General features: G+C 43.9%; 20 protein-coding genes. 1 reads left to right on the top strand and 19 read right to left on the bottom strand.

All coding sequences use genetic code 11. From position 1 onward, the window contains the following. Positions 1-147: 147 nt before the first annotated feature. The 19 genes from P5Y91_RS07240 to pbp1b all read right to left on the bottom strand — a co-directional run bounded on the left by P5Y91_RS07240 (position 148) and on the right by pbp1b (position 22,636). Positions 148-879, bottom strand: a complete 732-nt coding sequence (locus tag P5Y91_RS07240) for a CPBP family intramembrane glutamic endopeptidase (protein ID WP_118397216.1) — start codon at positions 877-879, stop codon at positions 148-150. Positions 880-951: 72 nt separating this feature from the next. Continuing rightward, positions 952-2,145, bottom strand: a complete 1,194-nt coding sequence (locus P5Y91_RS07235; protein WP_118397213.1) for an acetate kinase — start codon at positions 2,143-2,145, stop codon at positions 952-954. A 51-nt stretch (positions 2,146-2,196) separates the two neighbouring features. Further along, complete coding sequence (locus P5Y91_RS07230; RefSeq protein ID WP_118397210.1) at positions 2,197-3,150, bottom strand: class I SAM-dependent methyltransferase; 954 nt, start codon at positions 3,148-3,150, stop codon at positions 2,197-2,199. Between the two features lie 30 nt (positions 3,151-3,180). Next, positions 3,181-3,618: a competence type IV pilus minor pilin ComGG gene (gene comGG, locus P5Y91_RS07225; protein WP_003009770.1), complete on the bottom strand. Its 438-nt coding sequence runs from the start codon at positions 3,616-3,618 to the stop codon at positions 3,181-3,183. Then, the gene (comGF, locus tag P5Y91_RS07220; protein WP_061455749.1) at positions 3,605-4,057 is read right to left on the bottom strand and encodes a competence type IV pilus minor pilin ComGF; all 453 of its coding nucleotides are present in this window, start codon (positions 4,055-4,057) and stop codon (positions 3,605-3,607) included. The genes comGG and comGF overlap by 14 nt, the downstream gene beginning before the upstream one ends. After that, positions 4,047-4,334, bottom strand: a complete 288-nt coding sequence (gene comGE, locus P5Y91_RS07215) for a competence type IV pilus minor pilin ComGE (protein ID WP_003004353.1) — start codon at positions 4,332-4,334, stop codon at positions 4,047-4,049. Before comGE ends, comGF begins: the two co-directional genes overlap by 11 nt. After that, positions 4,300-4,704: a competence type IV pilus minor pilin ComGD gene (gene comGD, locus P5Y91_RS07210; RefSeq protein WP_003004513.1), complete on the bottom strand. Its 405-nt coding sequence runs from the start codon at positions 4,702-4,704 to the stop codon at positions 4,300-4,302. Before comGD ends, comGE begins: the two co-directional genes overlap by 35 nt. Further along, on the bottom strand, positions 4,694-5,011 hold the full coding sequence (gene comGC / locus P5Y91_RS07205) for a competence type IV pilus major pilin ComGC (protein WP_003009763.1): 318 nt from the start codon (positions 5,009-5,011) through the stop codon (positions 4,694-4,696). Before comGC ends, comGD begins: the two co-directional genes overlap by 11 nt. Beyond that, on the bottom strand, positions 5,008-6,039 hold the full coding sequence (gene comGB / locus P5Y91_RS07200; protein WP_182448484.1) for a competence type IV pilus assembly protein ComGB: 1,032 nt from the start codon (positions 6,037-6,039) through the stop codon (positions 5,008-5,010). The genes comGC and comGB overlap by 4 nt, the downstream gene beginning before the upstream one ends. Next, positions 5,972-6,913, bottom strand: a complete 942-nt coding sequence (gene comGA / locus P5Y91_RS07195; protein WP_049496844.1) for a competence type IV pilus ATPase ComGA — start codon at positions 6,911-6,913, stop codon at positions 5,972-5,974. The genes comGB and comGA overlap by 68 nt, the downstream gene beginning before the upstream one ends. Before the next feature lie 87 nt (positions 6,914-7,000). After that, complete coding sequence (locus P5Y91_RS07190; RefSeq protein ID WP_070587909.1) at positions 7,001-7,390, bottom strand: DUF1033 family protein; 390 nt, start codon at positions 7,388-7,390, stop codon at positions 7,001-7,003. Between the two features lie 223 nt (positions 7,391-7,613). Further along, positions 7,614-8,717, bottom strand: coding sequence for a family 8 glycosyl hydrolase (locus tag P5Y91_RS07185; RefSeq protein ID WP_118397207.1), 1,104 nt, complete (start codon positions 8,715-8,717; stop codon positions 7,614-7,616). An 8-nt stretch (positions 8,718-8,725) separates the two neighbouring features. Continuing rightward, the gene (locus P5Y91_RS07180; protein WP_045758996.1) at positions 8,726-10,036 is read right to left on the bottom strand and encodes a glycosyltransferase family 2 protein; all 1,311 of its coding nucleotides are present in this window, start codon (positions 10,034-10,036) and stop codon (positions 8,726-8,728) included. Further along, complete coding sequence (locus P5Y91_RS07175) at positions 10,029-10,169, bottom strand: hypothetical protein (protein ID WP_003009749.1); 141 nt, start codon at positions 10,167-10,169, stop codon at positions 10,029-10,031. Before P5Y91_RS07175 ends, P5Y91_RS07180 begins: the two co-directional genes overlap by 8 nt. 9 nt (positions 10,170-10,178) lie before the next feature. After that, positions 10,179-10,967 (bottom strand): MMPL family transporter, encoded by a 789-nt coding sequence (locus P5Y91_RS07170; RefSeq protein ID WP_003009746.1) that lies wholly within the window; start codon positions 10,965-10,967, stop codon positions 10,179-10,181. Further along, on the bottom strand, positions 10,968-12,122 hold the full coding sequence (gene wecB / locus P5Y91_RS07165; RefSeq protein ID WP_118397204.1) for a non-hydrolyzing UDP-N-acetylglucosamine 2-epimerase: 1,155 nt from the start codon (positions 12,120-12,122) through the stop codon (positions 10,968-10,970). Positions 12,123-12,444: 322 nt separating this feature from the next. Next, on the bottom strand, positions 12,445-16,098 hold the full coding sequence (gene rpoC, locus P5Y91_RS07160; RefSeq protein WP_118397201.1) for a DNA-directed RNA polymerase subunit beta': 3,654 nt from the start codon (positions 16,096-16,098) through the stop codon (positions 12,445-12,447). A gap of 160 nt (positions 16,099-16,258) precedes the next feature. Continuing rightward, positions 16,259-19,828 (bottom strand): DNA-directed RNA polymerase subunit beta, encoded by a 3,570-nt coding sequence (gene rpoB, locus P5Y91_RS07155; RefSeq protein ID WP_070594717.1) that lies wholly within the window; start codon positions 19,826-19,828, stop codon positions 16,259-16,261. A gap of 351 nt (positions 19,829-20,179) precedes the next feature. Then, the gene (gene pbp1b, locus P5Y91_RS07150) at positions 20,180-22,636 is read right to left on the bottom strand and encodes a penicillin-binding protein PBP1B (RefSeq protein WP_070589764.1); all 2,457 of its coding nucleotides are present in this window, start codon (positions 22,634-22,636) and stop codon (positions 20,180-20,182) included. A 182-nt stretch (positions 22,637-22,818) separates the two neighbouring features. Here pbp1b and tyrS point away from each other — a divergent pair, with 182 nt between their 5' ends. Next, positions 22,819-24,075 (top strand): tyrosine--tRNA ligase, encoded by a 1,257-nt coding sequence (gene tyrS, locus P5Y91_RS07145; protein ID WP_118397195.1) that lies wholly within the window; start codon positions 22,819-22,821, stop codon positions 24,073-24,075. Positions 24,076-24,111: the final 36 nt, after the last annotated feature.

The raw sequence follows: 24,111 nt of genomic DNA, 5'->3' as shown, positions 1-24,111 counted from the left end.
ATTCCCTTCCTACAGCATGATTGCGAATAAAAGAGGCTAGAACAAGTGTTCTAAACCTCTGAGTCTACTCTCCATACGGATTTCTGATTTTTTCTGACCTTCTGTAAGAAGGTTCTGCATCAAAACTCATTGGTACCTACCATTTTATCATAATTTATCATGGAAGAAAACTCTCGATACCGGCAATAAACAAAGGAGGAATACAGCTGGATAATAATAAGCCAGCGCATTCAAGGTCATGTGAAGGCAAATGCTATATTCGATCCGCTTGTAGCGATAAGCCACCCAAGTTAAGATCAAGGACATGCCTCCGTAAGCTACCCATTCCCCTAGGGTACTCGGTCCATGCAAGTACGTAAAAAAGAGAGCACCAGCTAGGTAACCGATTGGTTCTGCCCCTCGAAAGATCAAACGAGGGATGATGGCCCGACAGAGCAGCTCTTCTAGAATCGGAGCAACAAGGATCACGACCATTCCCATAGCAAGAAAAGGAGCATGAGATTGCAGTTCATTCAGAGCCGCTTGGTTTGCCGTCGTACCACCTGCCTCTTGTTTCAACAAGGGATAGGCGAGCAGGTTATTAGCCATCAACAAGAGAAGAAAAAGAAAATTTCTCCCCAAAGACGGCCAGGTTATAACCCGAGCATCTAAGTTCTCCAGAGGGCTCTTTTTGATGACTATATAAAAAATAAATAGCACCGCCACTGTCACCAAGAGAGTGAGGATAGTGACCCACCTTGCATCCATTCCTTCTTGAAGGGAATAAACCATGGTGATGAGGGGGAATTGTGAGAGAAAGAATAAGGGCACAAAAAGAAGGAGCCAGAGGGCATTCTTACATAATGGGTGCTTTCGAACAAATGACTGTATATTTTTCAATGGACAACCTCTTTCTTGTATAAAATAAGAAGACTGGGGCTTTCGCCTCCAGCCTTCTCTCTTTATTACAGTTTACTGATTTTTGAAACGTTCAACGTCACGCGCAATCACCAACTCTTCATCCGTTGGAATCACCAATACCTTCACACGGGAATCATCTGTGGAAATATCTCCGACAACTCCAAAGACGTTCTTTTCAGGGTCGACCTTGCAGCCAAACCAGCTGATTCCATTGATAATAGAAGAACGAACGTTTACTGCATTTTCACCGATTCCTGCTGTAAAGATGATGGCATCTGCACCATTCAAGACAGCCAAGTATTGACCGATGTATTTTTGCAAACGATCGATAAAGATATCGTAAGCCAATTTGGCTTTTTCGTCTCCATTATGCATCGCTGTATGAATATCCCGCATGTCACTAGAAGATCCAGAAACACCCAGAAGACCTGATTCACGATTGAGGATGCGGCTAATATCTTCAGGCTTACTGAAATCCTCTGTATGTTCCATCAAGTAAGGAATAATCGCTGGATCAAGATCCCCTGTACGGGTTCCCATCATGACACCACCTAGAGGGGTGAAGCCCATTGAGGTATCGACAGAGATTCCCTTGTCAACCGCTGTAACAGATACACCATTTCCAACGTGGCAGGTGATCAATTTCAATTCTTCTAATGGTTTTCCAAGAAGTTTAGCAGCTTCACCAGCTACATACTGATGACTGGTTCCATGAGCGCCATATTTACGAACCTTATTTTCTGTGTAATATTTAGTTGGAAGAGGGTAACGATAAGCTTTTTCCGGCATGGTTGTATGGAAAGAAGTATCAAATACCACAACACTGGTAATATTTGGACAAATCTCTCTAAAGGCACGAATTCCAGCTGCATTTGCAGGATTATGAAGAGGTGCTAACAAAGACAATTCTTCTACTTTTCGAAGGACTTCGTCATCTACCAAGGCAGAATCCTTGAAGTATTCTCCACCAGCAACGACGCGGTGGCCCACACCTGTAATCTCATCGTAGGATTTGATAATATCAAAGCGAATCAAATCATCCAACAAAATTTTTACAGCTTGTGTATGGTCCTGGATATCTAATACTTGTTTTTCAGAGCGTCCATCAAATTTAACAGTTGAAATAGAATCCTTCAAACCGATCCGTTCAATCAACCCTTTTGCAAGAACAGTTTCCTCTGGCATTTGGTACAATTGCCATTTCAAACTAGAGCTTCCTGCATTAATAGAAATTGTTTTCGACATATATTCACCTCATTAAGCGTTTTCACTTCCTCTATTATATCAGATCTTTGATCAAATTTCACTATCCTTTAACCAGTTTTGGAAACTTTCCATAAAGTGAACCACCTGGTCTTGATCCTGGAGATCGGTAAAAGGATAGACAAAGGGCTGAACAGACTCTTCTTCTTGTTTTCGTAGGACGAAAATCGTCTTAGCATATGCCGGATTTGAAAAAAGAGATTCTGGCAAGGTCAGCATGGCAAGGAGTTGAGCCTTGTCTGTTAGCCAAGCTTTCAACAGATCACTCTGAGAGCTCGTCAAGAGGTTGTTTGGAGCTAAAAAGATGGCTACTCCTTGAGGTTTCAGGTATTTCAGAGCCTGTTCCATCATAAGGTGATGAGCATAGGTATGGCCTTCGGAGCTCGCTACCTGATAGCGCTGTGCAATCGCATCATCTGGATAATAACCAATTGGAAGATCACTGACGATCAAGTCACTTTCTTTCAAAACTTGTGGGCGAACCGCATCGCCTTGTGCAAAGACAACACTGGACTCCATCACATCTGCGATACTAGCAGATAGATCAATCAAGAGATCATCTACTTCCAATCCTAAGTAATCAATCGTGAGACGGCTATTGTTGACAATAGTCTCAGCGAGATTTCCGGTTCCACTTCCCACTTCTAAGACATCCAGTTGGTCGCTTTTAGCCAACTGATCGATCAAAAATGTAATGATAAAACCAATCGCATCTGGTGTGAACTGGTGATTCGCTTGTAAAGGCTCTGTCTGAGCAGCTTTCATAAAAAGGAATTGGTAGGCTCTGCGCCATTCTTCCTTACTCAAACCTAGTTCTTTTAATTTTTTGCTATTGTTTTTAACAATGTCTAGATCTGTCTTGCCATCCAAATACATGGCATTTTGTTCAATCAAGGCGTCATAAAAGTTGGTCGACAATTCATTTTGAATACTTTGAGTGTTTTCTAATAGATAGGTATAGGCTTGTTCAATTTTTTCGAAATTCATGTTTTCCTCCGCACCCTATCATACCAAAAATTAGTCTTTTTCGCTATTTTCTGATGGCTCCTTGGTCTCATTTGAAGTCTCTTCAGAAGGCTTTTCGCTCCCTGTCTGCTCTTTATCTTTCTGCGTCTTCTTCTTTTCTTTTTTAGCTTTCTTGCTTTCTTTTTCTTCCCTCACAGGAAGGACAAACTCATAGCTTTCGCCATCCATCTTAGCCTGAGCATGAAGAAAATCAGTGTCCTGCTGTAGCTGAACAACTCCAGATTTTAAATGAATCTCTGATGTCTTCTCATCACTCTTTCTCTTTTCAAGAGCCATTTGCACCAAAGCATAGGCCCGAAGGCGATCTTGACTCGTCTTTAAGATCCGTCTCTCCGCAACCTGACGGTGCAGGTAAAACTGAAGTAAGAGACTAAAAATCGCTGCCATCAAGAGGGCGTAGAGCAAGACACCAGCCTTAACTTTTTTCATTTTGCATCGCTGGTACCACATGGTAGACATACTCCCTTTCTAGACCTTCTTCGAAATTCAACCGCAGATGAATCAACTCTCCCTCCTGCCAAATTTGGCTAGAGCGAACCCCTGAAATCATAGGCTGATAGCCCCTGCCCTTATCATCTGTTTTTCGGATATCATCTCCTTTAGATTGACCAATGGCAATTGGTTTTTGATCCTGAACCAAGTAGATATGATTGTCCGCTACTTTTTCAAAATGGCTCCGATCCAATTCCACCTGCAATTGTTGCTGAAAAAGTATCCATTCTTCCTGCTTTTGATGCGCCTGGTAGTCCAATTCAGCATGCAGGAGCTTGGTCAAGCCTTGAAAGACCAACACACCCCCACTGAGCACCAAGAGAGCGACCAAGGCTTCGAGCAGGGTAAAGGCCTTGACCTTTCCTTTATTCCACATGCAGCACCACCTTTCCTTGATGATAGACCGTGAGTTGATCGGCATCTTTTTCGACTTGAACCTGAATACCATTGGCCTCTAGATGATTTTGCCCTGTCTGAAGCGCCATTTGAGCGACAGATAAGACCTCTACCTCTTTGAAATCCGCTAGTCGCTCCTTGCGCGAACGCCGGATCTCCCCTAACAATAAGGTCGTAATCATGGCAAATAAACCCAAGGCTACCAAAGATTCTATGAGAATACTAGCGGGAACGGATGCTTTTTTTAATTTTCCCATTTCCAAGCGACAGTTGATAGGTCACCACTCCTCTCTGTGTCTGAAAGTGAACATTGGCCAGGGATGAATTGCCACCTGCTCGGTCTAAACGAATAGTTTTAGGATCTTGCAAAATGACAGAATCAGGAATCTCCACCGTCTGGTAAGGCGTTTGAATCTTCCTTGCAGTCACTTCAACATCCAATTCCGTTTGCCTTGCCAGCGCTATTTTCTGGCTTTCTTGATAGAGGTGTTCAAACTCTGCAAAAAATACTTTTTCTTCCACCTGCTGAAAGCTCGTCTTGATCGATCCCGATAAGCCCAGATAGATAAAACTGACGATCATCAAGGTCAGAAGAGTCTCCACCAAGGTGAAGGCCTTAATCTGCAACCGCACGAGTTTCTCCACTATTTTTCGCATAATAGGCACGGTAGGACTCTGCTTGTTTGTTGGTAATATTTCCATCAGCAATCAGCTTTGCTAGAGTAGCTTGGTCATTGGTATGATTGAGCTCGTACAATTCAGCCTGGCTTTCGACCACCTTCACAACCGCTGCATTTCCTGTCTCCTTCACGGAGTCTTTTTGCTTGGTCAAATTCGGCACAAAGAGCAATAAAAGCACACTGATGATCAATAAGACCACCAACATTTCAATAAGTGTAAAGGCTTTAACCTGATAGGTTTTTAATTTTTTCATAAATGAACCTCCATATTTTGATAAATCGGCAGCAACATGGCTGCATAGAGTAACACAATCACAAGAGCCACAAAGACAAACACCAAGGGTTGTATCACATTCATGGCCTTGTGAACCTGACGAAAGAAATCTTCCCATGTTTTTTCAGCGTAGATCTCTAACTCACTTCCGAGCTTTGATTTGACTTCACCATATTCAATCATAAGGGGCAATTCTTTTTTGAAAAAAGGATACCCCCTGACCGTTTCTGAAAAGGACTGGCCACGATCTAAAGAAAGAGCTAAGTCCCTCCCAATTTCTTGAAAAAGCTGGGATTTTTGCTCCTGCATCATGGAAAAAATCTGAGACAATTCCAATCCTTGCCCAATCAGATTGCCCCATTCTCTGGCATAATAGGCTGTCAAATAAGCTTGAATCATGCCTTTTCCGAAAGGCAAATGAGACAAGGTTCTAAAAACGTTGATCTTGCCCGACTTCCGATAATAGAGAAAGCCGAGTAAGAAGAAGGTCACCAGTCCCGCTCCTAAGGCCAAAAAGAGTTGGGGGAAGGAACTGATCAATTGTGTCCCAATATTTTGAGCATCCATTTGAGGGAGCAAATAATTACGCAGGCCTAGCATAATCAAAACTAAAAACCCAAGTAAGATAAGAGGATAAGTGCTCACCTCAATCAGCTTTTTCTTGACCTTGCGCATGTTTTCTAAATAAGCACTGATTTTCTTCAAGCTCAATGCAAGATTGCCATGGAGCTCAGCGAGAGACAGCTGTGTCGTCACTGCATCTGAAAAACCGATCCCCGCCATCATCTCTGAAAAACTCCGGCCCCGCGAGAGATCCTCTCGCATCTGGGAAACCAAACGACTCTCCACTAGGTGGGAGCGATCCAGAAAATCGACGATCTCAGACAGATGAAAACCACTCGAATAAAGATTCAAAAACAATTCAATAATTTGCTTTTGTTTAGCGGTAGATAATTTTTTCGGCTTGGGCCTGAGCCAGCTGGATATATCCCGATTGAGCCAAGAGATCCATTTGTTGGTTCCAGCGGCTGGCTGAGTGCTCTTGGTAGTTTTCCGTCGCAAAATCGACCACACCTCCTCCTGCAATTAATCGTTGGTAGCAAATACCTTGTAAAACAATCTTGAGCTCTTCCTCACTCACTCCAAGTTCTAAGAGCCTCTCATAAACACCTCGAACGCTTTTCGCATGAATAGTAGAGAAGACGGTGACTCCTGTCAAACTAGCTCGTACGACCGCACGAGCTGTTTCCCTATCTCGGATCTCTCCAATAATGAGAAGGTCCGGCCGATGGCGTAAGGAGAGTTTGATCAGGTTGTCATAGGTCATGCCGATCTGGTCATTCAGCTGAAGTTGAAGCATATTGTCCTGCTTGATCTCGACAGGGTCTTCAATAGACATGACTTGCTGGTCCGCAAAGCGCTCTTGCGCCAACGCATGCATGAGAGTGGTCTTTCCCGAACCAACAGGACCTGCAAAGAGATAGAGGCCACGACCAGCCAATTTCTTCTTCAAGTCCGGCAACTGATCAAACCAAAACCGCAATTCACGTTCCTCATCATGCAAGAGCCGAATGACCAAGCTTTCATAACCACGATAATCCCCCACCGTCGACAAGCGAATCGAGACCACTCCATTCTCCAAAGGGTAATCACACGATCCTAGCTGGCTGCGCCTTTTTTCTCCCACATTCATCCCTGCTACGAACTTAAAGTGGCTGATAATAGCTGTCATCTCTTCAAAAGGGAAGGACTGCACAAAGCGCCTCTCGTCTCCCACCCTCATAAAAACTTGGTACTCCTCCTTCCGAGGAATGAAGTAAAGATCCTGAGCTTCTTCCTTTTTCCCCATACGGATCAGTTTTTTTGCAATTTCTTGAACCATAGTTCCTCCTCTCACTTATACTATTCGAAAAAGAAGACAAAAAAAGAAGACTTTCTAGATCGCTCTAGAAAATCTTCCGAATGTCTCTTATGACAGGGTTGTCCCCTTTTTTGAATCGAGTGTATATTGACAAGAACGGTGTTTGCGACTGCCTCTTTCCTTTTCGTAGCCTGGGCGGAGCTTGCTTTTAGGGATCTTGTGCTCGTCTTCTAGAAGGACAATCGAATGGAAAAACTGCACATCTTCACTGCAGTCCTCACACCACTCTTGCTCCTTGGTATCCCAAAAGATCGTCATGAGGTCACTCCGACTCTTATAACTTGGAAAATGCTCATTTAACTCCAACCATTTCTGCTTGTAGTATTTCAAAGCCTGGTAATAGTCTTCAAACTTCCGACTACTCACGATATCATCTTCCCAACCTTCTAAAAACCACCAGGGTTCACAGTCCCCGTACATTTCAATCACTCGATACATAAACTCTTCCATCCTTTGTATCCTCTATTATATAGAAAATCCTTTGAGAATAAAAGTTTTCTGCTCAGAGCATGATTTTTCAGGTAGTTTTCAGGTGATTTTCACCATTATTTTTCAAAAATAGACTGCCTAATTGCTATTGGTTCCTTTTTTCGAGAATCAAAAGAAGAGAGTCCCAACAAAATGGACAGACCATCCTGGGGAACTCTCTCTTCTCAAGTATTTAGAACAATTCAAGTGCAATCATGGTTGTCATGGTTGCATCGTAATAGTTGTTCAGAGGTAGATCTTGTGTAAAGATATACTTGTTCTGTTGCACCAACTTCAAATAGCCTTTTTCATGTTCAGAGGCATAGACAATCGGTGCCAAAAAGCTTGCTGCCTGATGATTGTTCAAGGCCTTCCCTTTCAAGTCATAACCTGCATACAGGTTTCTTTGACTCTTGAAAAAGTTAAGCATCTTTTTCACCAATTGTTGACTGGTTTTGTCCTTACTTTGAACAAGGTTGTATGGAAGGCGACAAGCGTTATACGAGTAGGCACCATCATACTTGGATTCAATCGTCTTGGGATCCGCTACGCGCGTTCCTTGCTCATCTACCCAGATGAAATCAGGTAGTAAACCTGTTTTGGTTTGGGAGCTGATCGTTTGGAGTTGCTGCAACATCTTTTCTTTGATATCCAACCACTTCGAATCTTTTGTCACTTCATAAAAGATCTGGAATTGCGCTGGCAGTGTATCAGACGTCCGCATCAAATGATAAAACTCCGAGTCCTGATTGGCCCAATTCCCCACCGTTAACACACCAGTTTCTTCATTGTAGTTGTGTGCGAGAATATCTTCTAAAATCGCTTTGGCTTGAGCCTGGTAGTCTTTAGCTTGCTTTGGCCATTGCTGAGCGGCTTTTAGAAGAGCATAGGCGATGTAGAGATCTCCATCTGTTGCATTATGATCCTCATCCTTTGCTTTCCCATTGCTGATGGTTTGTTTCCAAGACATCAATTGGGTACCTTCTAAGCGATGATTTAGATAATAGTGATAGAGTCGGTCAAAGTCTGCTTGTTGGGCTTGTCCTTTTTCGGCAGCTGCAACAGTAATGAGCATTCCATAACTTTGCGCCTCGGATAACACTACCGTTTGATTGCTATCATTGGTGGTTCGAACATAGGATTCTTTCCCTTTTGAAACAACAAAATGCTCATTCCACTGACGATAAATTCGATTTCGCATCTCCACTTTACTTCTCGTTCTCGCTAAAAACAAGGTCAAACAGAAAATGCAAAGGATGACTAGAAACCATACATATCTCATCTTTTTCGTATTCATAATCTCTCCTATCCTGCGAATCGTTTTGTTTTAACCCATTTGGTTTCTTTCCGGTGCAATAGTTTATCCATCACAATCGAAGAGATGGCATCAATCGACACAATGATAAACAGTTGAGAATAGGTGAAATAGGCAGCCAAAGCCAACCAAATTTGCTTGGTAGTGGCTTGACCAAATTGTGAGGCAAGAGCCACATTAATCTGAAGCAGGTAAAGCCCAATCATCAAGATCCAATTGAAGAGCATCAATTGCGCAATGTAGATATTTTCAGAATCAAAGGCAAATGGAATTTGCACACCTGGCACCACTGTATGGATACACATAGCCAGAATATTGGCAAAAAAGATCAAGTCCGATAAGACGATGGCCGCATTAAACCAGAAGAAGACACAGGAATAGTTGGTCACTTCTAACTTCACGCGCCAATTTCCCTTACCAAATAAATGCTTGAAGTTGGAAAGAACCACTTCATAATTCCCTTTGGCCCAACGTTTCCGTTGCATATAGTAACTCTTCAGAGTCTCTGGCTCTTGTTGGAAGGCTTCTGAATTATAGGCTAGCGCAATCAACTTCCCACTTTGCATAATCTTGAAAGAAATATCCGTATCCTCAGTCAAGGCACCGTTTTTCCATCCTCCGATACTCTTTACAAATTCGGTTTGAATAATGAAGTTAGTTCCTGGAATCCGTCCAATCTTAAAGAGATGCCACATGCCCACATGGTGGACCCGTTGGGTGACAACAATCTCTTGGTTGATACAGCGGGTCAAGAAGTTTTGATTGGCATTCCGCGTTTTATTGCGGCCGAAAGAAGCCACATGACGTTCTGGATCTTTGAGGACTTCTTTCACAAGGAAATAAAGAGCATTCTTTTCAGGCATGGCATCTGCATCATAGACGCAGATATAGTCTCCAGTCGCCATCGCCAAAGCGTCATTTAGCACACCGGCTTTCCCACCTGTTCCACTTCGATTGATAATGGTCAAATCCCGTCCTGCATACTCTGGCAATGCTTTAACCGCCAAACACTCTTCATAGGTGCGATCGGAACAATTATCCGCAAAGAGCAGTAATTCAACACGATCATGTGGGTAGTTCATATCAAGGATCGCTTTGGCTGTTTGTGCAATGACCACATCCTCATTATGGGCGGGTACGACGATCGTTACTTTTGGATAATAAGGGAGCGGATCCGTATTAACACGAAAATCACTGTGTTTAAACCAAAAATGAACGGCTGAAAAGAGGATTACTAAGCCCCAGGCTAAGGATAACCAAATCGAAATCAAGGCAATAATCATCACAATTTGACTAATCATGGTCCACCGCCTTAAAATTTTTATTGACACGGTGGTAAATCACCGTATAAGCTACAAATAATACAATAAAGCACAAGGCAAAAAATACACTGATGCCTACAGCTATATTAAAAAATATATTTGTAAGAGACATGTTTTCCTCCTAATATTCCACAATAATATCTGTTTCAAGTTGACGTTTTAAGTAACGAATCATTTCTTTATAGCGATGGTATTTGGTTCGATTGGATTGATCCACTACAAGAAATCCTGACTGAAATTGGATGCCCTGAACCCCATCTTCTCCTTGGAACACCAGACTTTCCAACTGTGGTTTTAAGACCGTCATATAATCGCTCTTCAGATCCCGCTCGCTATCAGAAGATAAGATCAAGAAATTACCGTCTGATACATAATACAAGCTTTCATTTGGCTTCAGATGATGCGTTAACAAATAGTTGATTTGGTTCAAGGTCCGATTGTACTCTCTCGGTTGCAATTGGAAGAACAATTCCTCGTGCGACCAGTGAATGAGTAAGGCCTGAATTGTATCATTGGTTTGTCCGCCATAAGAAGCGATGCGGTTGCGATAATCTGCGTAAGCTTCTGGCTCTTGATCCTTCACTTTTGCAATCTCTTTAAAGAGGTGATAGCGAATTCGGGTCAAGATTCCAATCAAGATTGGAAAACTAAAGAGCAAGAGCAAGGCTTGATGAAATGGGATATAGACAACACCCGCCACCAAAAAGACAATCCCAAGGGCAAATGACAACAGGATGGTCCATGTCAACAATAAATCCGATAAAACAATAGCAGAAAATAATCCTAAAACAAAGAACAATCCTTCCTCAATCAGAATCTCTCTTGCAAAAAACAAGCAGTAAAGTAAAAGAAGTACTTCGAAAACAATCAAAATCAGCAACCATCTACTTAACTTTTCCGTTTTTTTCATTTATTCTTTCTCTCCCTCATGAAATTCTTCGGCAGCCTCTCCCTGGCCAAAGTAATGTTTAATGGCTTGTACGATTCGCTCAGAAGCTCTTCCATCCCCATAAGGATTTCGGGCATTTGCCATTTGAAGATACAGGCTTTCGTTGGTTAAGAGCTCTGTCATCGTCGTTTTGACGACGGCAGGATCCGTTCCAACTAATTTCAAAGTTCCCGCTTTGACCCCTTCTGGGCGTTCCGTTGTATCGCGTAATACCAATACCGGTTTTCCTAATGATGGCGCCTCCTCTTGCACCCCACCTGAATCCGACATGATAAAGTAACTTCTCGAAGCTAAGTTGTGGAAATCTAGTACATCTAGAGGCTCAATGAGGTGGATCCGATCATGATCTCCTAATAGATCGTTTGCTGCCTCTTGGACCGCTGGACTAAGATGCACTGGGTAAACCACTTCAATAGTCGGTTCTTGATCCACCATTTCTCTCAGAGCCCCAAAGACCGCTCGCATGGGTTGGCCTTGATTTTCTCTTCGATGCATGGTGACCAGGATGACTTTTTTAGCTGGATCTAATTGATCTAACACTTCGTGGTGATAATCCTCTTGAACCGTGAGTTTCAGTGCATCGATGGCAGTATTTCCTGTCACCACAATAGAGGATTCCGGATGATTTTCTTTTAAGAGATTGGCCTTACTTTCGCCCGTTGGCGCAAAATACAGATCCGCTAAATCATCCGTCATTTGACGGTTCATCTCTTCTGGATATGGAGAATATTTATCAAAGGTTCTCAAACCAGCTTCGACGTGACCAATGCGGACTTGATTGTAAAAGGCAACCAGACTCGCTGCAAAGGTAGTAGTCGTATCTCCATGGACGAGCACCATATCCGGCTTTTCTTTTTTGATAACTGGATCTAATTGATTCAGGATTTTAGAAGTAATGTCCAATAAGGTCTGGTTTTTCCCCATAATATCCAAATCGTAATCAGGTACGATGTTAAAGGTTTCTAAGACTTGGTCCAGCATTTGACGATGCTGGGCAGTGACCACCGTAATGGTCTCAATAACCTCCTTTTGTTTTTGCAACTCCAACACCAAAGGGGCCATTTTAATGGCCTCCGGTCGCGTCCCAAACACAACCATAATTTTCAATTTTCCCATAAACTTCCCCCGTCGACATGCATGTAATTCGACATTTTTTTAATTTGTGTACATCTTTTTTCATTCTACCGCCAATGACTTGAATTGTCAAACCGATTTTGGGTTTTATAAAGAAATTACTAATAGTTAGTCATTTTATTATTTTGAAGTTTAGAATACATATCCATTTTATCACTAATTGTAAGCAAATAAGACATTGCTTTTTACGGGCTAATATTTTTGGTAAAAAAATAATTCAATAATTATACAATTATTTTTCAAATAATAAATTTTTATAATTTTTTCAAAAAAAAGCCGGAACTTGTAGTTCCGACTAATTTTCTTATTCTTCTACGACTTCAGCTGTTTGAACTTCATCAACTGTTCCATCTGTTAATGGCACTTCTTCGATAATTTCAACTTCATTAATCGCTTGTGGTTCCAAGTTACGGTAACGAGCCATACCTGTACCTGCAGGAATAATCTTACCAATGATAACATTTTCCTTAAGTCCAAGGAGATGGTCTTTCTTACCACGGATCGCTGCGTCTGTAAGAACACGAGTTGTTTCCTGGAAGGAAGCCGCAGACAAGAAACTGTTGGTTTCAAGAGAGGCTTTGGTGATTCCCATAAGGACTGGACGAGCAGTCGCAGGAACTCCACCAGAGATAAGGACATCCTTATTAGCATCTGTAAAGTCTGTAATGTCCATAAGCGTACCCATGAGAAGGTCTGTATCTCCTGGATCCATGACACGTACTTTACGGATCATTTGACGAACCATTACCTCGATGTGTTTGTCGCCGATTTCTACCCCTTGGCTACGGTATACCTTTTGTACTTCCGCAAGAAGGTAAGTTTCAACAGACAAGACATCACGAACGGCAAGGAGACGTTTTGGTTGGATAGACCCTTCTGTCAGAGCCGCACCACGAGAGACTTGATCTCCTACTTCGACTTTCATACGAGCAGTGTAAGGGACAACGTATTCACCCTCACCAGTTGCTCCGCTAACAAAGACTTTCTTGGTCCGTGTAGAAGCATCTTCTTCAATGGCTGTGACTTCCCCTTTGACCTCAGTGATGACCGCTTCCCCTTTTGGATTGCGGGCTTCAAAGATTTCTTGGACACGAGGAAGACCTTGCGTGATATCGGTATTTGAGGCAACCCCACCCGTGTGGAAGGTACGCATGGTCAACTGTGTACCAGGTTCCCCGATAGATTGGGCAGCGATGGTTCCGACTGCTTCACCCACTTCAACCGCATCACCAGTTGCCAAGTTGATACCATAACAGTGACGGCAGACACCATGGCGAGTGTTACATGTAAAGACAGAGCGGATAGTGACTTCTTCCACACCAGCATTAACAATTTCACGTGCTAGGTCTTCTGAAATCAAGGTATCTGGACCAACGATAACTTCACCTGTTTCAGGATGTTTAACAGATTTCTTGGTATAACGACCAGTCAAGCGTTCTTCGAGTGGCTCGATCATTTCCTTACCATCAGTAATGGCACGGATCACAAGTCCACGGTCTGTTCCACAGTCATCTTCACGGATAATGACGTCTTGGGCCACGTCAACCAAACGACGAGTCAAGTAACCTGAGTCGGCTGTCTTAAGGGCCGTATCGGTCATCCCTTTACGGGCACCGTGAGTTGAGAAGAACATTTCGAGTACTGACAAACCTTCGCGGAAGTTTGAAAGGATTGGCAATTCCATGATCCGTCCGTTTGGAGCGGCCATCAAACCACGCATACCGGCAAGTTGCGAGAAGTTTGAGATGTTACCACGGGCTCCAGAGTCCATCATCATAACGATTGGGTTCTTCGGATCTTGGTTATCCACCAAGCGTTTTTCCAATTTCTCACGAGCTGCACGCCATTCAGCTGTAACGGCATTGTAGCGTTCGTCATCCGTGATCAAACCACGACGGAATTGTTTCGTGATTTGTTCCACACGTTTGTGAGATTCTTCAATGATTTCTGCCTTGTCTTCAACGACCGGAATATCGGCAATCCCCACTGTCAAACCAGCAAGGGTTGAATGATGGTAACCTAAGTCTTTCAAGCGGTCCAAGAAAGCAGACGTTTCAGTTGTACGGAAACGTTTGAAGATTTCGGCGATGATATTTCCAAGATTTTTCTTCTTGAATGGAACGTTTAATTCTAATTTCTCAATCGCTGATTTGACATCTTGACCAGGCTCCAAGAAATACTTAGCTGGAACGCCTTCTGTCAAGTTGGCATTATTTGGCTCTTGAAGGTATGGAAGTTCTGCAGGCATGATATCGTTAAAGAGAATCTTACCAACAGTTGTCAAGAGAATCTTGTGTTGTTGTGCTTCTGTCCATGGTTTGTTCAAGCTATCGGTCGCAATTCCGACACGAGTATGCAAGTGAACATAGCCATTGCGAAGGGCCATGACCGCTTCATCACGGTCTTTAAAGACCATTCCTTCACCTTCACGACCAGCTTCTTCCATCGTGAGGTAGTAGTTCCCCAATACCATATCCTGTGATGGCGTAACGACTGGTTTACCATCTTTAGGGTTCAAGATATGCTCAGCAGCCAACATCAAGATACGAGCTTCTGCTTGAGCTTCTTCTGAAAGCGGTACGTGGATGGCCATTTGGTCTCCATCGAAGTCGGCATTGTAGGCTTCACAGACAAGGGGGTGCAAGCGAAGGGCTTTCCCATCAATCAAGACAGGTTCAAAGGCTTGGATCCCCAAACGGTGAAGGGTCGGTGCGCGGTTCAAGAGAACTGGGTGTTCTTTGATCACTTCTTCCAAGATATCCCAGATACGTTCATCTCCGCGTTCGACCAAGCGTTTTGCAGCTTTGACGTTTTGCACGATATCACGCGCAACGATTTCACGCATCACGAATGGTTTAAAGAGCTCAATGGCCATTTCACGTGGCACACCACATTGGTACATCTTCAGAGTTGGACCAACGGCGATAACGGAACGTCCTGAGAAGTCCACCCGTTTACCAAGCAAGTTTTGACGGAAGCGTCCTTGTTTCCCTTTGAGCATGTGGCTCAATGATTTGAGTGGACGGCTACCTGGTCCTGTGATTGGACGACCACGACGACCGTTGTCGATCAAAGCGTCAACCGCTTCTTGGAGCATCCGTTTTTCGTTTTGCACGATGATACCAGGGGCATTCAACTCCAACAAACGAGCCAAACGGTTGTTCCGGTTGATCACACGACGATAAAGGTCATTCAAGTCAGAGGCAGCAAAACGGCCACCATCCAATTGGACCATCGGACGAAGATCTGGTGGAATAACGGGAAGGATGTTGAGAACCATCCATTCTGGTTTGTTGCCAGATTTGTAGAAGGCATCCAAGACATCCAAACGACGAACAGCCTTCACACGTTTTTGACCAGTTGCAGTCTTCAATTCTTCTTTCAAGAGAGCAATTTCAGCTTCCAAATCCACTTGTTTCAAGAGGTCTTGGATCGCTTCTGCACCCATCTTAGCCACAAAGGAACCTGGTCCGTATTCACGCAAGCGTTCACGGTATTCACGTTCCGTCATGATGGATTTGTGCTCAAGTGGTGTATCTTTTGGATCGATGACCACATAAGCTGCGAAGTAAATGACTTCTTCAAGGGCACGAGGGCTCATATCCAAGGTCAATCCCATACGAGAAGGGATGCCTTTGAAGTACCAGATGTGTGATACAGGCGCTTTCAACTCGATGTGTCCCATACGTTCACGACGAACCTTGGCACGTGTTACTTCAACCCCACAGCGGTCACAAACGATCCCTTTGTAACGGATCCGTTTGTATTTCCCACACGCACATTCCCAGTCTTTTGTAGGTCCAAAGATGACTTCATCAAAGAGACCTTCACGTTCTGGTTTCAATGTGCGGTAGTTGATTGTTTCAGGTTTCTTGACCTCTCCATAAGACCATGAACGGACCTTGCTTGGAGAAGCTAGGGTGATTTGCATACTTTTAAAACGATTTACATCAACCACTATTTCTTACCTTTCCTTGTTTTCATACTTGTTTCATTTGGATACAGCTTAGGTGGGGGGAAGAAAGGAAACTTTCTTGCCACCTCCTTGTATCTGTATCTTGTTATCGAATCATCCTGTCAGAAGCATTGGTTTCTTACAAGACAATCATTTTTACTGATTATTTTTCTGATTCTTCAGCATCAAAGGCTGCTTTTGCTTCCTTGGCTGCTTTTTCACGTGCTTTTTCAAGGTCATCCACATGAATCACATCATCGTCTTCCCCTTCATCGAGGTCACGAAGTTCCACTTCTTGATCATCTTCGTCCAAGACACGCATGTCAAGACCAAGAGATTGCAATTCTTTGACAAGAACGCGGAAGGATTCTGGTACACCTGGTTTTGGAATTGGTTTACCTTTGGTAATTGCTTCATAAGCTTTCAAACGTCCGTTGACATCATCTGACTTGTAGGTCAAGATTTCTTGAAGGACATTTGATGCACCATAAGCCTCAAGGGCCCACACTTCCATTTCCCCGAAACGTTGTCCACCAAACTGAGCTTTTCCTCCGAGTGGTTGTTGGGTAACCATTGAGTATGGTCCGACTGAACGGGCATGGAGTTTATCATCAACCATGTGGTGAAGCTTGATCATGTACATGACACCGACAGAAACACGGTTGTCAAACGGCTCACCTGTACGTCCATCGTAAAGAATCGTCTTGGCATCACTATCCATACCAGCTTCTTTCACAGTATCCCAGAGGTCTTCTGAGCTTGCTCCGTCAAAGACTGGTGTTGCGATGTGAATACCCAAGTTACGAGCGGCCATACCAAGGTGAAGTTCCATAACCTGACCGATATTCATACGTGATGGCACCCCAAGAGGGTTCAACATGATATCAACCGGTGTACCGTCTGGAAGGTAAGGCATATCTTCAACCGGAACAATACGAGACACAACCCCTTTGTTTCCGTGACGACCGGCCATCTTATCTCCGACGCGGATCTTGCGTTTTTGTGCGATGTAAACACGAACCAACATGTTGACACCCGATTGCAATTCATCTCCGTTTGCACGCGTAAAGATCTTAACATCGCGAACGACTCCATCTCCACCGTGAGGTACACGAAGAGAAGTATCTCGCACTTCACGAGATTTATCTCCAAAGATCGCGTGAAGGAGACGTTCTTCAGCAGAAAGGTCTTTTTCACCCTTCGGTGTGACCTTACCGACAAGGATATCGCCTTCTTTTACTTCTGCACCAATACGGATAATACCTGTTTCATCCAAGTCACGAAGAGCATCTTCCCCAACGTTTGGAATTTCACGGGTAATTTCTTCAGGGCCTAACTTGGTATCGCGTGTTTCTGATTCGAATTCTTCCAAGTGAACAGATGTGTAAACATCTTCTTTCACCAAGCGTTCGCTCATGATAACGGCATCCTCGAAGTTATACCCTTCCCATGTCATGTAAGCGACGATTGGGTTTTGACCAAGGGCCATTTCCCCTTTTTCCATCGATGGACCGTCAGCGATAAAGTCGCCTTTTTCAACGACATCGCCAACTTTTACAAGGGTACGTTGGTTGTAAGCAGTACCTGAGTTTGAACGACGGAATTTTTGGACGTGATAGACATCAAGAGATCCATCTTCCCGACGAACTTCTACCTTGTCCGCATCCGCATAAGTAACTTTACCATCGTGTTGAGCAATGACTGCAGCTCCTGAGTCATGGGCTGCTTGGTATTCCATACCAGTACCCACATAAGGGGCTTTTGGATCGATCAATGGCACAGCCTGACGTTGCATGTTGGCACCCATGAGGGCACGGTTGGAGTCATCGTTTTCCAAGAAAGGAATACATGCTGTGGCAACGGCAACTACTTGTTTTGGAGATACGTCCATGTAGTCGACTTGATCAGATGGGAATTCTTGGTTGTTACCACGGTGACGTCCCATAACGATTGGCTCAGCAAAGCCACCTTTTTCGTTCAACTTAGAGTTAGCCTGAGCGACGATGTACTCATCTTCTTCATCGGCTGTCAACCAAACGATTTCGTTGGTGACTACACCTTTTTCCCGGTCCACTTTACGGTATGGCGTTTGGATGAAGCCATATTTGTTCAAGTGTCCGTAAGATGACAAGTTGTTGATCAAACCGATGTTTGGTCCTTCAGGTGTTTCGATTGGACACATACGACCATAGTGGGTATAGTGCACGTCACGCACTTCATATCCGGCACGGTCACGTGTCAAACCACCAGGCCCTAAGGCAGACAAACGACGTTTGTGAGACAACTCAGAAAGTGGGTTGTGTTGGTCCATGAACTGTGACAACTGTGAAGATCCAAAGAATTCTTTAATTGCTGCAGTTACTGGGCGGATGTTGATGATTTGTTGTGGTGTCAAGACATCGTTATCTTGTACAGACATCCGTTCGCGAACGTTTCGTTCCATCCGTGAAAGTCCAAGACGCACTTGGTTGGCAAGCAATTCACCAACGGCACGAATCCGACGGTTTCCAAGGTGGTCGATATCATCCACGCGGCCAATACCTTCTGCAAGGTTCAAGAAATAGCTCATTTCTGCCAAGATGTCAGCTGGAGTCACAATCCGTACTTTGTCAGATGGGTTAGCATTTCCGATGATGGTGACAACACGGTCTGGATCTGTCGGAGCGACAACTTTGAATTTTTGCAATTCTACTGGCTCTGTCAAAACAGCAGCATCATTTGGAATGTAGGTGATTTTGTTCAAACCGTTATCCAATTGTTCTGAGATGCTGTCGATCACATCGCGCGTCATGACAGTACCAGCTTCTACAAGGATTTCCCCTGTTTCAGCATCTACCAATGGTTCTGCGATTGTTTGGTTCAACAAGCGATTCTTGATATTGAGTTTCTTGTTGATCTTGTAGCGACCAACTGGTGCCAAGTCATAACGACGTGGATCAAAGAAACGAGCTACCAACAAGCTACGTGAGCTTTCCGCTGTTTTTGGTTCACCTGGACGAAGACGCTCGTAGATTTCTTTGAGGGCTTCATCTGTCCGTGAATCCATTGGATTTTTGTGGATATCTTTTTCAATGGTATTGCGAACCAATTCGCTGTCCCCAAAGATATCGATGATTTCATCATCTCCAGAGAATCCAAGAGCACGCACAAGCGTTGTAAATGGAATCTTACGTGTGCGGTCGATACGTGTGTAAGCAATGTCTTTTGAGTCAGTTTCAAGCTCTAACCAAGCCCCACGGTTAGGGATAACAGTTGATCCATAACCAACCTTACCATTCTTGTCCACCTTATCATTGAAGTAGACACCTGGTGAGCGGACCAACTGAGATACGATAATCCGTTCTCCACCATTGATGATGAAAGTTCCCATCTCCGTCATGATTGGGAAATCACCAAAGAAAACTTCTTGGGTCTTGATTTCACCTGTTTCTTTGTTGACCAAACGGAAGGTCACAAAGATTGGTGCTGAGTAGCTGGCATCGTGGATGCGCGCTTCTTCAAGCGAATACTTAGGTTCGCGGATTTCATAACCCACAAATTCCAATTCCATTGTATCCGTGAAGTTTGAGATAGGAAGCACATCTTCAAATACTTCCTTCAAGCCATGATCCAAGAAATCTTTGAATGAGTCTGTCTGGATTTCAATCAAGTTTGGTAAATCAAGAACCTCTTTGATTCTTGAAAAACTACGACGGGTCCGATGTTTCCCGTATTGAACGTCATGTCCTGCCAAAGTTTTTAGCTCCTTTTTCCATACTAGGATAGCTTGGTAAAATGACTTTCACCACCTATCCGGTTTTAACTACAATTGTGTGATTTGCATCACGTGAAGAGCTGTCTCTTCACCTCATTCGTCGCTTTTTGTAATTTTTAGAAAAATTAAATTTGTGTAACAAACTAGGATTTTTCTGAAAAATAGGCACAAAAAGAGCAGCTAAATCGACTTATTCAAGTAAGATTTAACTGCTGTAAGCTCTTATTTGGACAATATTTCAAATAAAGCACACGACAAATTAGTTGTCACTATTATACCGTTTTTTGCTCCAAAAATCAAGGCTTTCTCTAGGTTTTCTACTAGATCCGACTAGCGTCGATTGCCACGATTTGAGCTGTTTCGATTTGAACTATTGCTTGATGAACTATTGGTTGTCGAATTGTTCTTATTATTCGACTGATTTCCACTGCTATTACCCAGAATCGCTGCCCAAGCACTTTGATAATCGCTATCCGATCCCCCGATGGCAAAGTGGTATTGAGTAGTTGGCGCTCCGTTTTTAGCCCAAAGACTCGTCACCGTTTGACCGCTCACATCGATATCCCGGCCATTGACATTGACGCGGCCCGGTCTTTCACCCGTCGATTTGAGCACTTCAGAACGGATCACACTCTTATCGAGAGTGAATTTATCCTGAATTCCAAAGAGACTTGGATCTGCTTGGTAGATCGCATTCGCTAACTGCGCCATGTATTGGGCATTGTTGTTGTATCCAGTCAAGGTCTGCATGGAAGCATTGTTGTCATGGCCAATCCAACCTCCTAAAGAAACATTAGGGGTGGACAACATGAGCCACATATCTCCATTTGAGTTAGTGGTACCGGTTTTTCCAATCCAGTCTGCACCTGCCAGCGTTGGGTTGACTTGGCTAATCCGTGACTTAAAGGTCGTTGTTGCACCAGACGTAATAACCCCGCGCAAGAGATCCTGCATAATCGTTGCCGTTGCTGGAGAGTAAACACGAACAGGATCTGCCTCGTGCTTGTAAACTACATCTCCATCTCGATCAATGATTTGCTCTACCATGTAGCGTTTGAGGTAGTTCCCATTGTTAGCAATGGTTTGGAAACCATTGGTATGTTGGGCAACAGTGACCTCAATTCCTCCCCCCATCGGCAGGCTTTCAATGCCATATTCAGGGATATCATAGCCCATTTTCTTCATGTAGGATGGGACATCCACACCCTTTTCACGAAGGGTCCGGTAAGTCCAGTAAGCTGGAATATTCCATGAGGTATTGAGGGCCTCACGGAGATCCATCATCGCTGTTCCTCGGCTATCCACGTGCATGATCGGCTCACCACTTGAGAAATTAGTCGGATAGTTAGAAAGGATGCTATTGCTTCCCATCAAGCCTTGGTCGATGCCAATCCCATAGGCCAACAGCGGCTTGATAGTAGACCCTGGGGAACGCTCTGTATCAAAGGCATGGTTGTTTTGGTTGCCGTCAAAATTCCGTCCACCGATAAATCCTAAAACGGCACCCGTTCGGTTGTCCATAAGGACATTCCCAACTTCTACAAGACCCGTCCCATCATCCAAGACGCTTCCAAAATTCGCTACCGCAGCCTGCATCGCATTGTGAACCGGTTTGTTAATCGTGGTTTGAATGGTGTAGCCACCTTCGCGCAACTCGCTCTCAGCTAATTCTTGGTAAGCCTTGACGGTTTCATTATTTTTCAAGTCTTGCTTGGTGACATTGTCTCGCTTGATCAAGTAATCATACATAGCCTCTTTTGCTTCTTCCATGGCTTGGAAGTAGAGGTAGTCATGCGGTGTTTTCTCGATGCCATCTGGAGCCATGAAGTCTTTGGTCAAGTCGTACTGAGCATAGGTCTCGTAGTCTTTTTTCGACAAGGCTCCCGTCCGGTACATATTGAACAAAACGTCTTTGGCACGCGCCAAACCTAACTCGAGGTTTTCCTTGCTCTTTAGGCTACCGTCTGCAGCATAAGGAGAGTAGACAATCGGACTTTGTGGCAAGCCAGCGATAAAGGCCGCTTGTGGAACGGTCAAGTCTTTGGCAGAGACGCCAAAGATTCCTTGAGCTGCAGCTTCCACACCCGCAATATTTTGTCCCCGATTGTTTCGTCCAAAAGGCGAAACATTTAAGTAGGTGGTTAGGATTTCATTTTTATCCATTCCCCGCTCTAAAGCCAAGGCATCGACAATCTCTGTCGCCTTACGAGTAAAGGTTGGAGCGTCTCCCACGACTTGCTGTTTGATCAACTGCTGGGTCAGGGTTGATCCCCCACTTGAGGAACCCACGCCGGCTACAGATCCAAGTGTTGCCCGAAGAACGGCTTTAGGTACAACCCCCTTGTGGCTTTCAAAATTCTCATCCTCAGTAGCGATCACAGCCTTCTTGACATTATCCGAAATGGCGTCTCCTGCTACTGGCGTACGGATCAAATCACTGTCCACTTCTGCAATCAAGCTCTTATCGGAATAAGTCAGTTTTGAAACACTGCTGACGTTTCGGACCTGCTGGACCAATTCTTCTGTCTTTGGAACCTTGACGTTACTAAAGAGGCTCGCCGCATAACCAATCCCGATCCCTGCGCCAAATAAAAAGAGGCACACGAACAGGGCGATCATGACATCCCACAAGAGTTTGAGGGTTCGTAAAAAGGTCGCAAAAATATCACCGACAGACCAGCTACTTTCCTCATTTTTTTCCTTATTCGGAGTTTCTGTATACATATTTGCAAAGAATTTTTGAATCTTCGTCCAAAATTCTTGCAGCTTCTCTTTTAATTGATTCACTGATTCTTTCTCCTTGTTCCCTATATTATAGCAGATTAGGCCCTTTGTTTTCAATCACAAGAGCGTAGAAATCGTCACTCAATCTTCTTGAGTAAGGTCAAGAAAATGATGGAAACCATTGCCATTTCCGTGGTTTATGGTAGAATAGAGAAATGAATAAACTTATAAAGGAGAAAAGACACATGCACATTTTTGATGAGCTAAAAGAGCGTGGTTTGGTATTTCAAACGACGGATGAAGAAGCCTTGCGCAAAGCACTGGAAGAAGGTCAGGTTTCTTATTATACTGGTTATGATCCAACTGCTGACAGCCTTCACCTTGGTCACTTGGTTGCCATCTTGACGAGCCGTCGTCTTCAACTAGCCGGCCACAAACCTTATGCGCTCGTTGGCGGTGCGACTGGTCTCATTGGAGATCCGTCCTTCAAAGATGCTGAACGTAGTCTCCAAACAAAAGAAACTGTACAAGAATGGGTTCGCTCCATTCAAGGGCAATTGTCTCGTTTCCTCGATTTTGAAAATAGTGACAATAAAGCCGAAATGGTCAACAACTACGATTGGTTTGGAAGCATTAGCTTTATTGACTTCCTTCGTGATGTCGGAAAATACTTTACAGTCAATGCTATGATGAGTAAAGAATCTGTTAAAAAACGGATTGAAACAGGGATTTCTTACACAGAGTTTGCCTACCAAATCATGCAAGGCTATGACTTCTACGTCCTCAACCAAGAACACAATGTAACCCTTCAAATCGGTGGATCTGACCAATGGGGAAACATGACAGCTGGTACTGAGTTGATGCGTCGTAAAGCAGATAAAACTGGTCATGTTATGACCGTGCCTTTGATCACAGATGCAACTGGTAAGAAATTCGGTAAATCAGAAGGCAATGCGGTCTGGCTCAATGCAGACAAAACATCTCCATACGAAATGTACCAATTCTGGATGAATGTGATGGATGCGGATGCTGTGCGCTTCTTGAAGATCTTCACTTTCTTGTCACTTGATGAGATTGAAGAGATCCGCAAACAGTTTGAGGCCGCTCCTCATGAACGCTTGGCTCAAAAGATCTTGGCGCGTGAAGTGGTTACCCTTGTCCACGGCGAAGAAGCCTACAAGGAAGCCCTCAACATCACAGAACAACTCTTTGCAGGAAACATCAAAAACCTTTCTGTCAAAGAACTCAAACAAGGCCTTCGTGGTGTGCCAAACTACCAGGTCCAAGCAGAAGATAACCTCAACATTGTTGAACTCTTGGTCACAGCTGGTGTGGTCAATTCTAAACGCCAAGCCCGCGAAGATGTTCAAAATGGAGCTATCTACGTCAACGGCGAACGCATCCAAGACCTTGACTATGTCTTGAGCGATAGCGATAAATTAGAAAATGAATTGACCGTTATCCGTCGCGGTAAGAAAAAATACTTTGTTTTGACTTATTAAGAAAGTAAAACCACGAAGTTTGGTATGAACTTCGTG

Origin of the sequence: Streptococcus taoyuanensis, from assembly GCF_029589235.1 — a bacterium.
Taxonomy (GTDB): Bacteria; Bacillota; Bacilli; order Lactobacillales; family Streptococcaceae; genus Streptococcus; species Streptococcus taoyuanensis.
This window is presented reverse-complemented; position numbering and strand designations above follow the sequence as displayed.

What these genes read in the sequence shown, in the direction of transcription:
- P5Y91_RS07235 (WP_118397213.1), bottom strand. Translation starts at nt 2,145, where the DNA reads ATGTCGAAAACAATTTCTATTAATGCAGGAAGCTCTAGTTTGAAATGG.
- comGC (WP_003009763.1), bottom strand. Translation starts at nt 5,011, where the DNA reads ATGAAAAAATTAAAAACCTATCAGGTTAAAGCCTTTACACTTATTGAA.
- P5Y91_RS07180 (WP_045758996.1), bottom strand. Translation starts at nt 10,036, where the DNA reads ATGATTAGTCAAATTGTGATGATTATTGCCTTGATTTCGATTTGGTTA.
- wecB (WP_118397204.1), bottom strand. Translation starts at nt 12,122, where the DNA reads ATGGGAAAATTGAAAATTATGGTTGTGTTTGGGACGCGACCGGAGGCC.
- P5Y91_RS07230 (WP_118397210.1), bottom strand. Translation starts at nt 3,150, where the DNA reads ATGAATTTCGAAAAAATTGAACAAGCCTATACCTATCTATTAGAAAAC.
- P5Y91_RS07175 (WP_003009749.1), bottom strand. Translation starts at nt 10,169, where the DNA reads ATGTCTCTTACAAATATATTTTTTAATATAGCTGTAGGCATCAGTGTA.
- P5Y91_RS07190 (WP_070587909.1), bottom strand. Translation starts at nt 7,390, where the DNA reads ATGTATCGAGTGATTGAAATGTACGGGGACTGTGAACCCTGGTGGTTT.
- comGG (WP_003009770.1), bottom strand. Translation starts at nt 3,618, where the DNA reads ATGAAAAAAGTTAAGGCTGGTGTCTTGCTCTACGCCCTCTTGATGGCA.
- comGA (WP_049496844.1), bottom strand. Translation starts at nt 6,913, where the DNA reads ATGGTTCAAGAAATTGCAAAAAAACTGATCCGTATGGGGAAAAAGGAA.
- P5Y91_RS07185 (WP_118397207.1), bottom strand. Translation starts at nt 8,717, where the DNA reads ATGAATACGAAAAAGATGAGATATGTATGGTTTCTAGTCATCCTTTGC.
- tyrS (WP_118397195.1), top strand. Translation starts at nt 22,819, where the DNA reads ATGCACATTTTTGATGAGCTAAAAGAGCGTGGTTTGGTATTTCAAACG.
- comGF (WP_061455749.1), bottom strand. Translation starts at nt 4,057, where the DNA reads ATGTGGAATAAAGGAAAGGTCAAGGCCTTTACCCTGCTCGAAGCCTTG.
- comGE (WP_003004353.1), bottom strand. Translation starts at nt 4,334, where the DNA reads ATGGGAAAATTAAAAAAAGCATCCGTTCCCGCTAGTATTCTCATAGAA.
- P5Y91_RS07170 (WP_003009746.1), bottom strand. Translation starts at nt 10,967, where the DNA reads ATGAAAAAAACGGAAAAGTTAAGTAGATGGTTGCTGATTTTGATTGTT.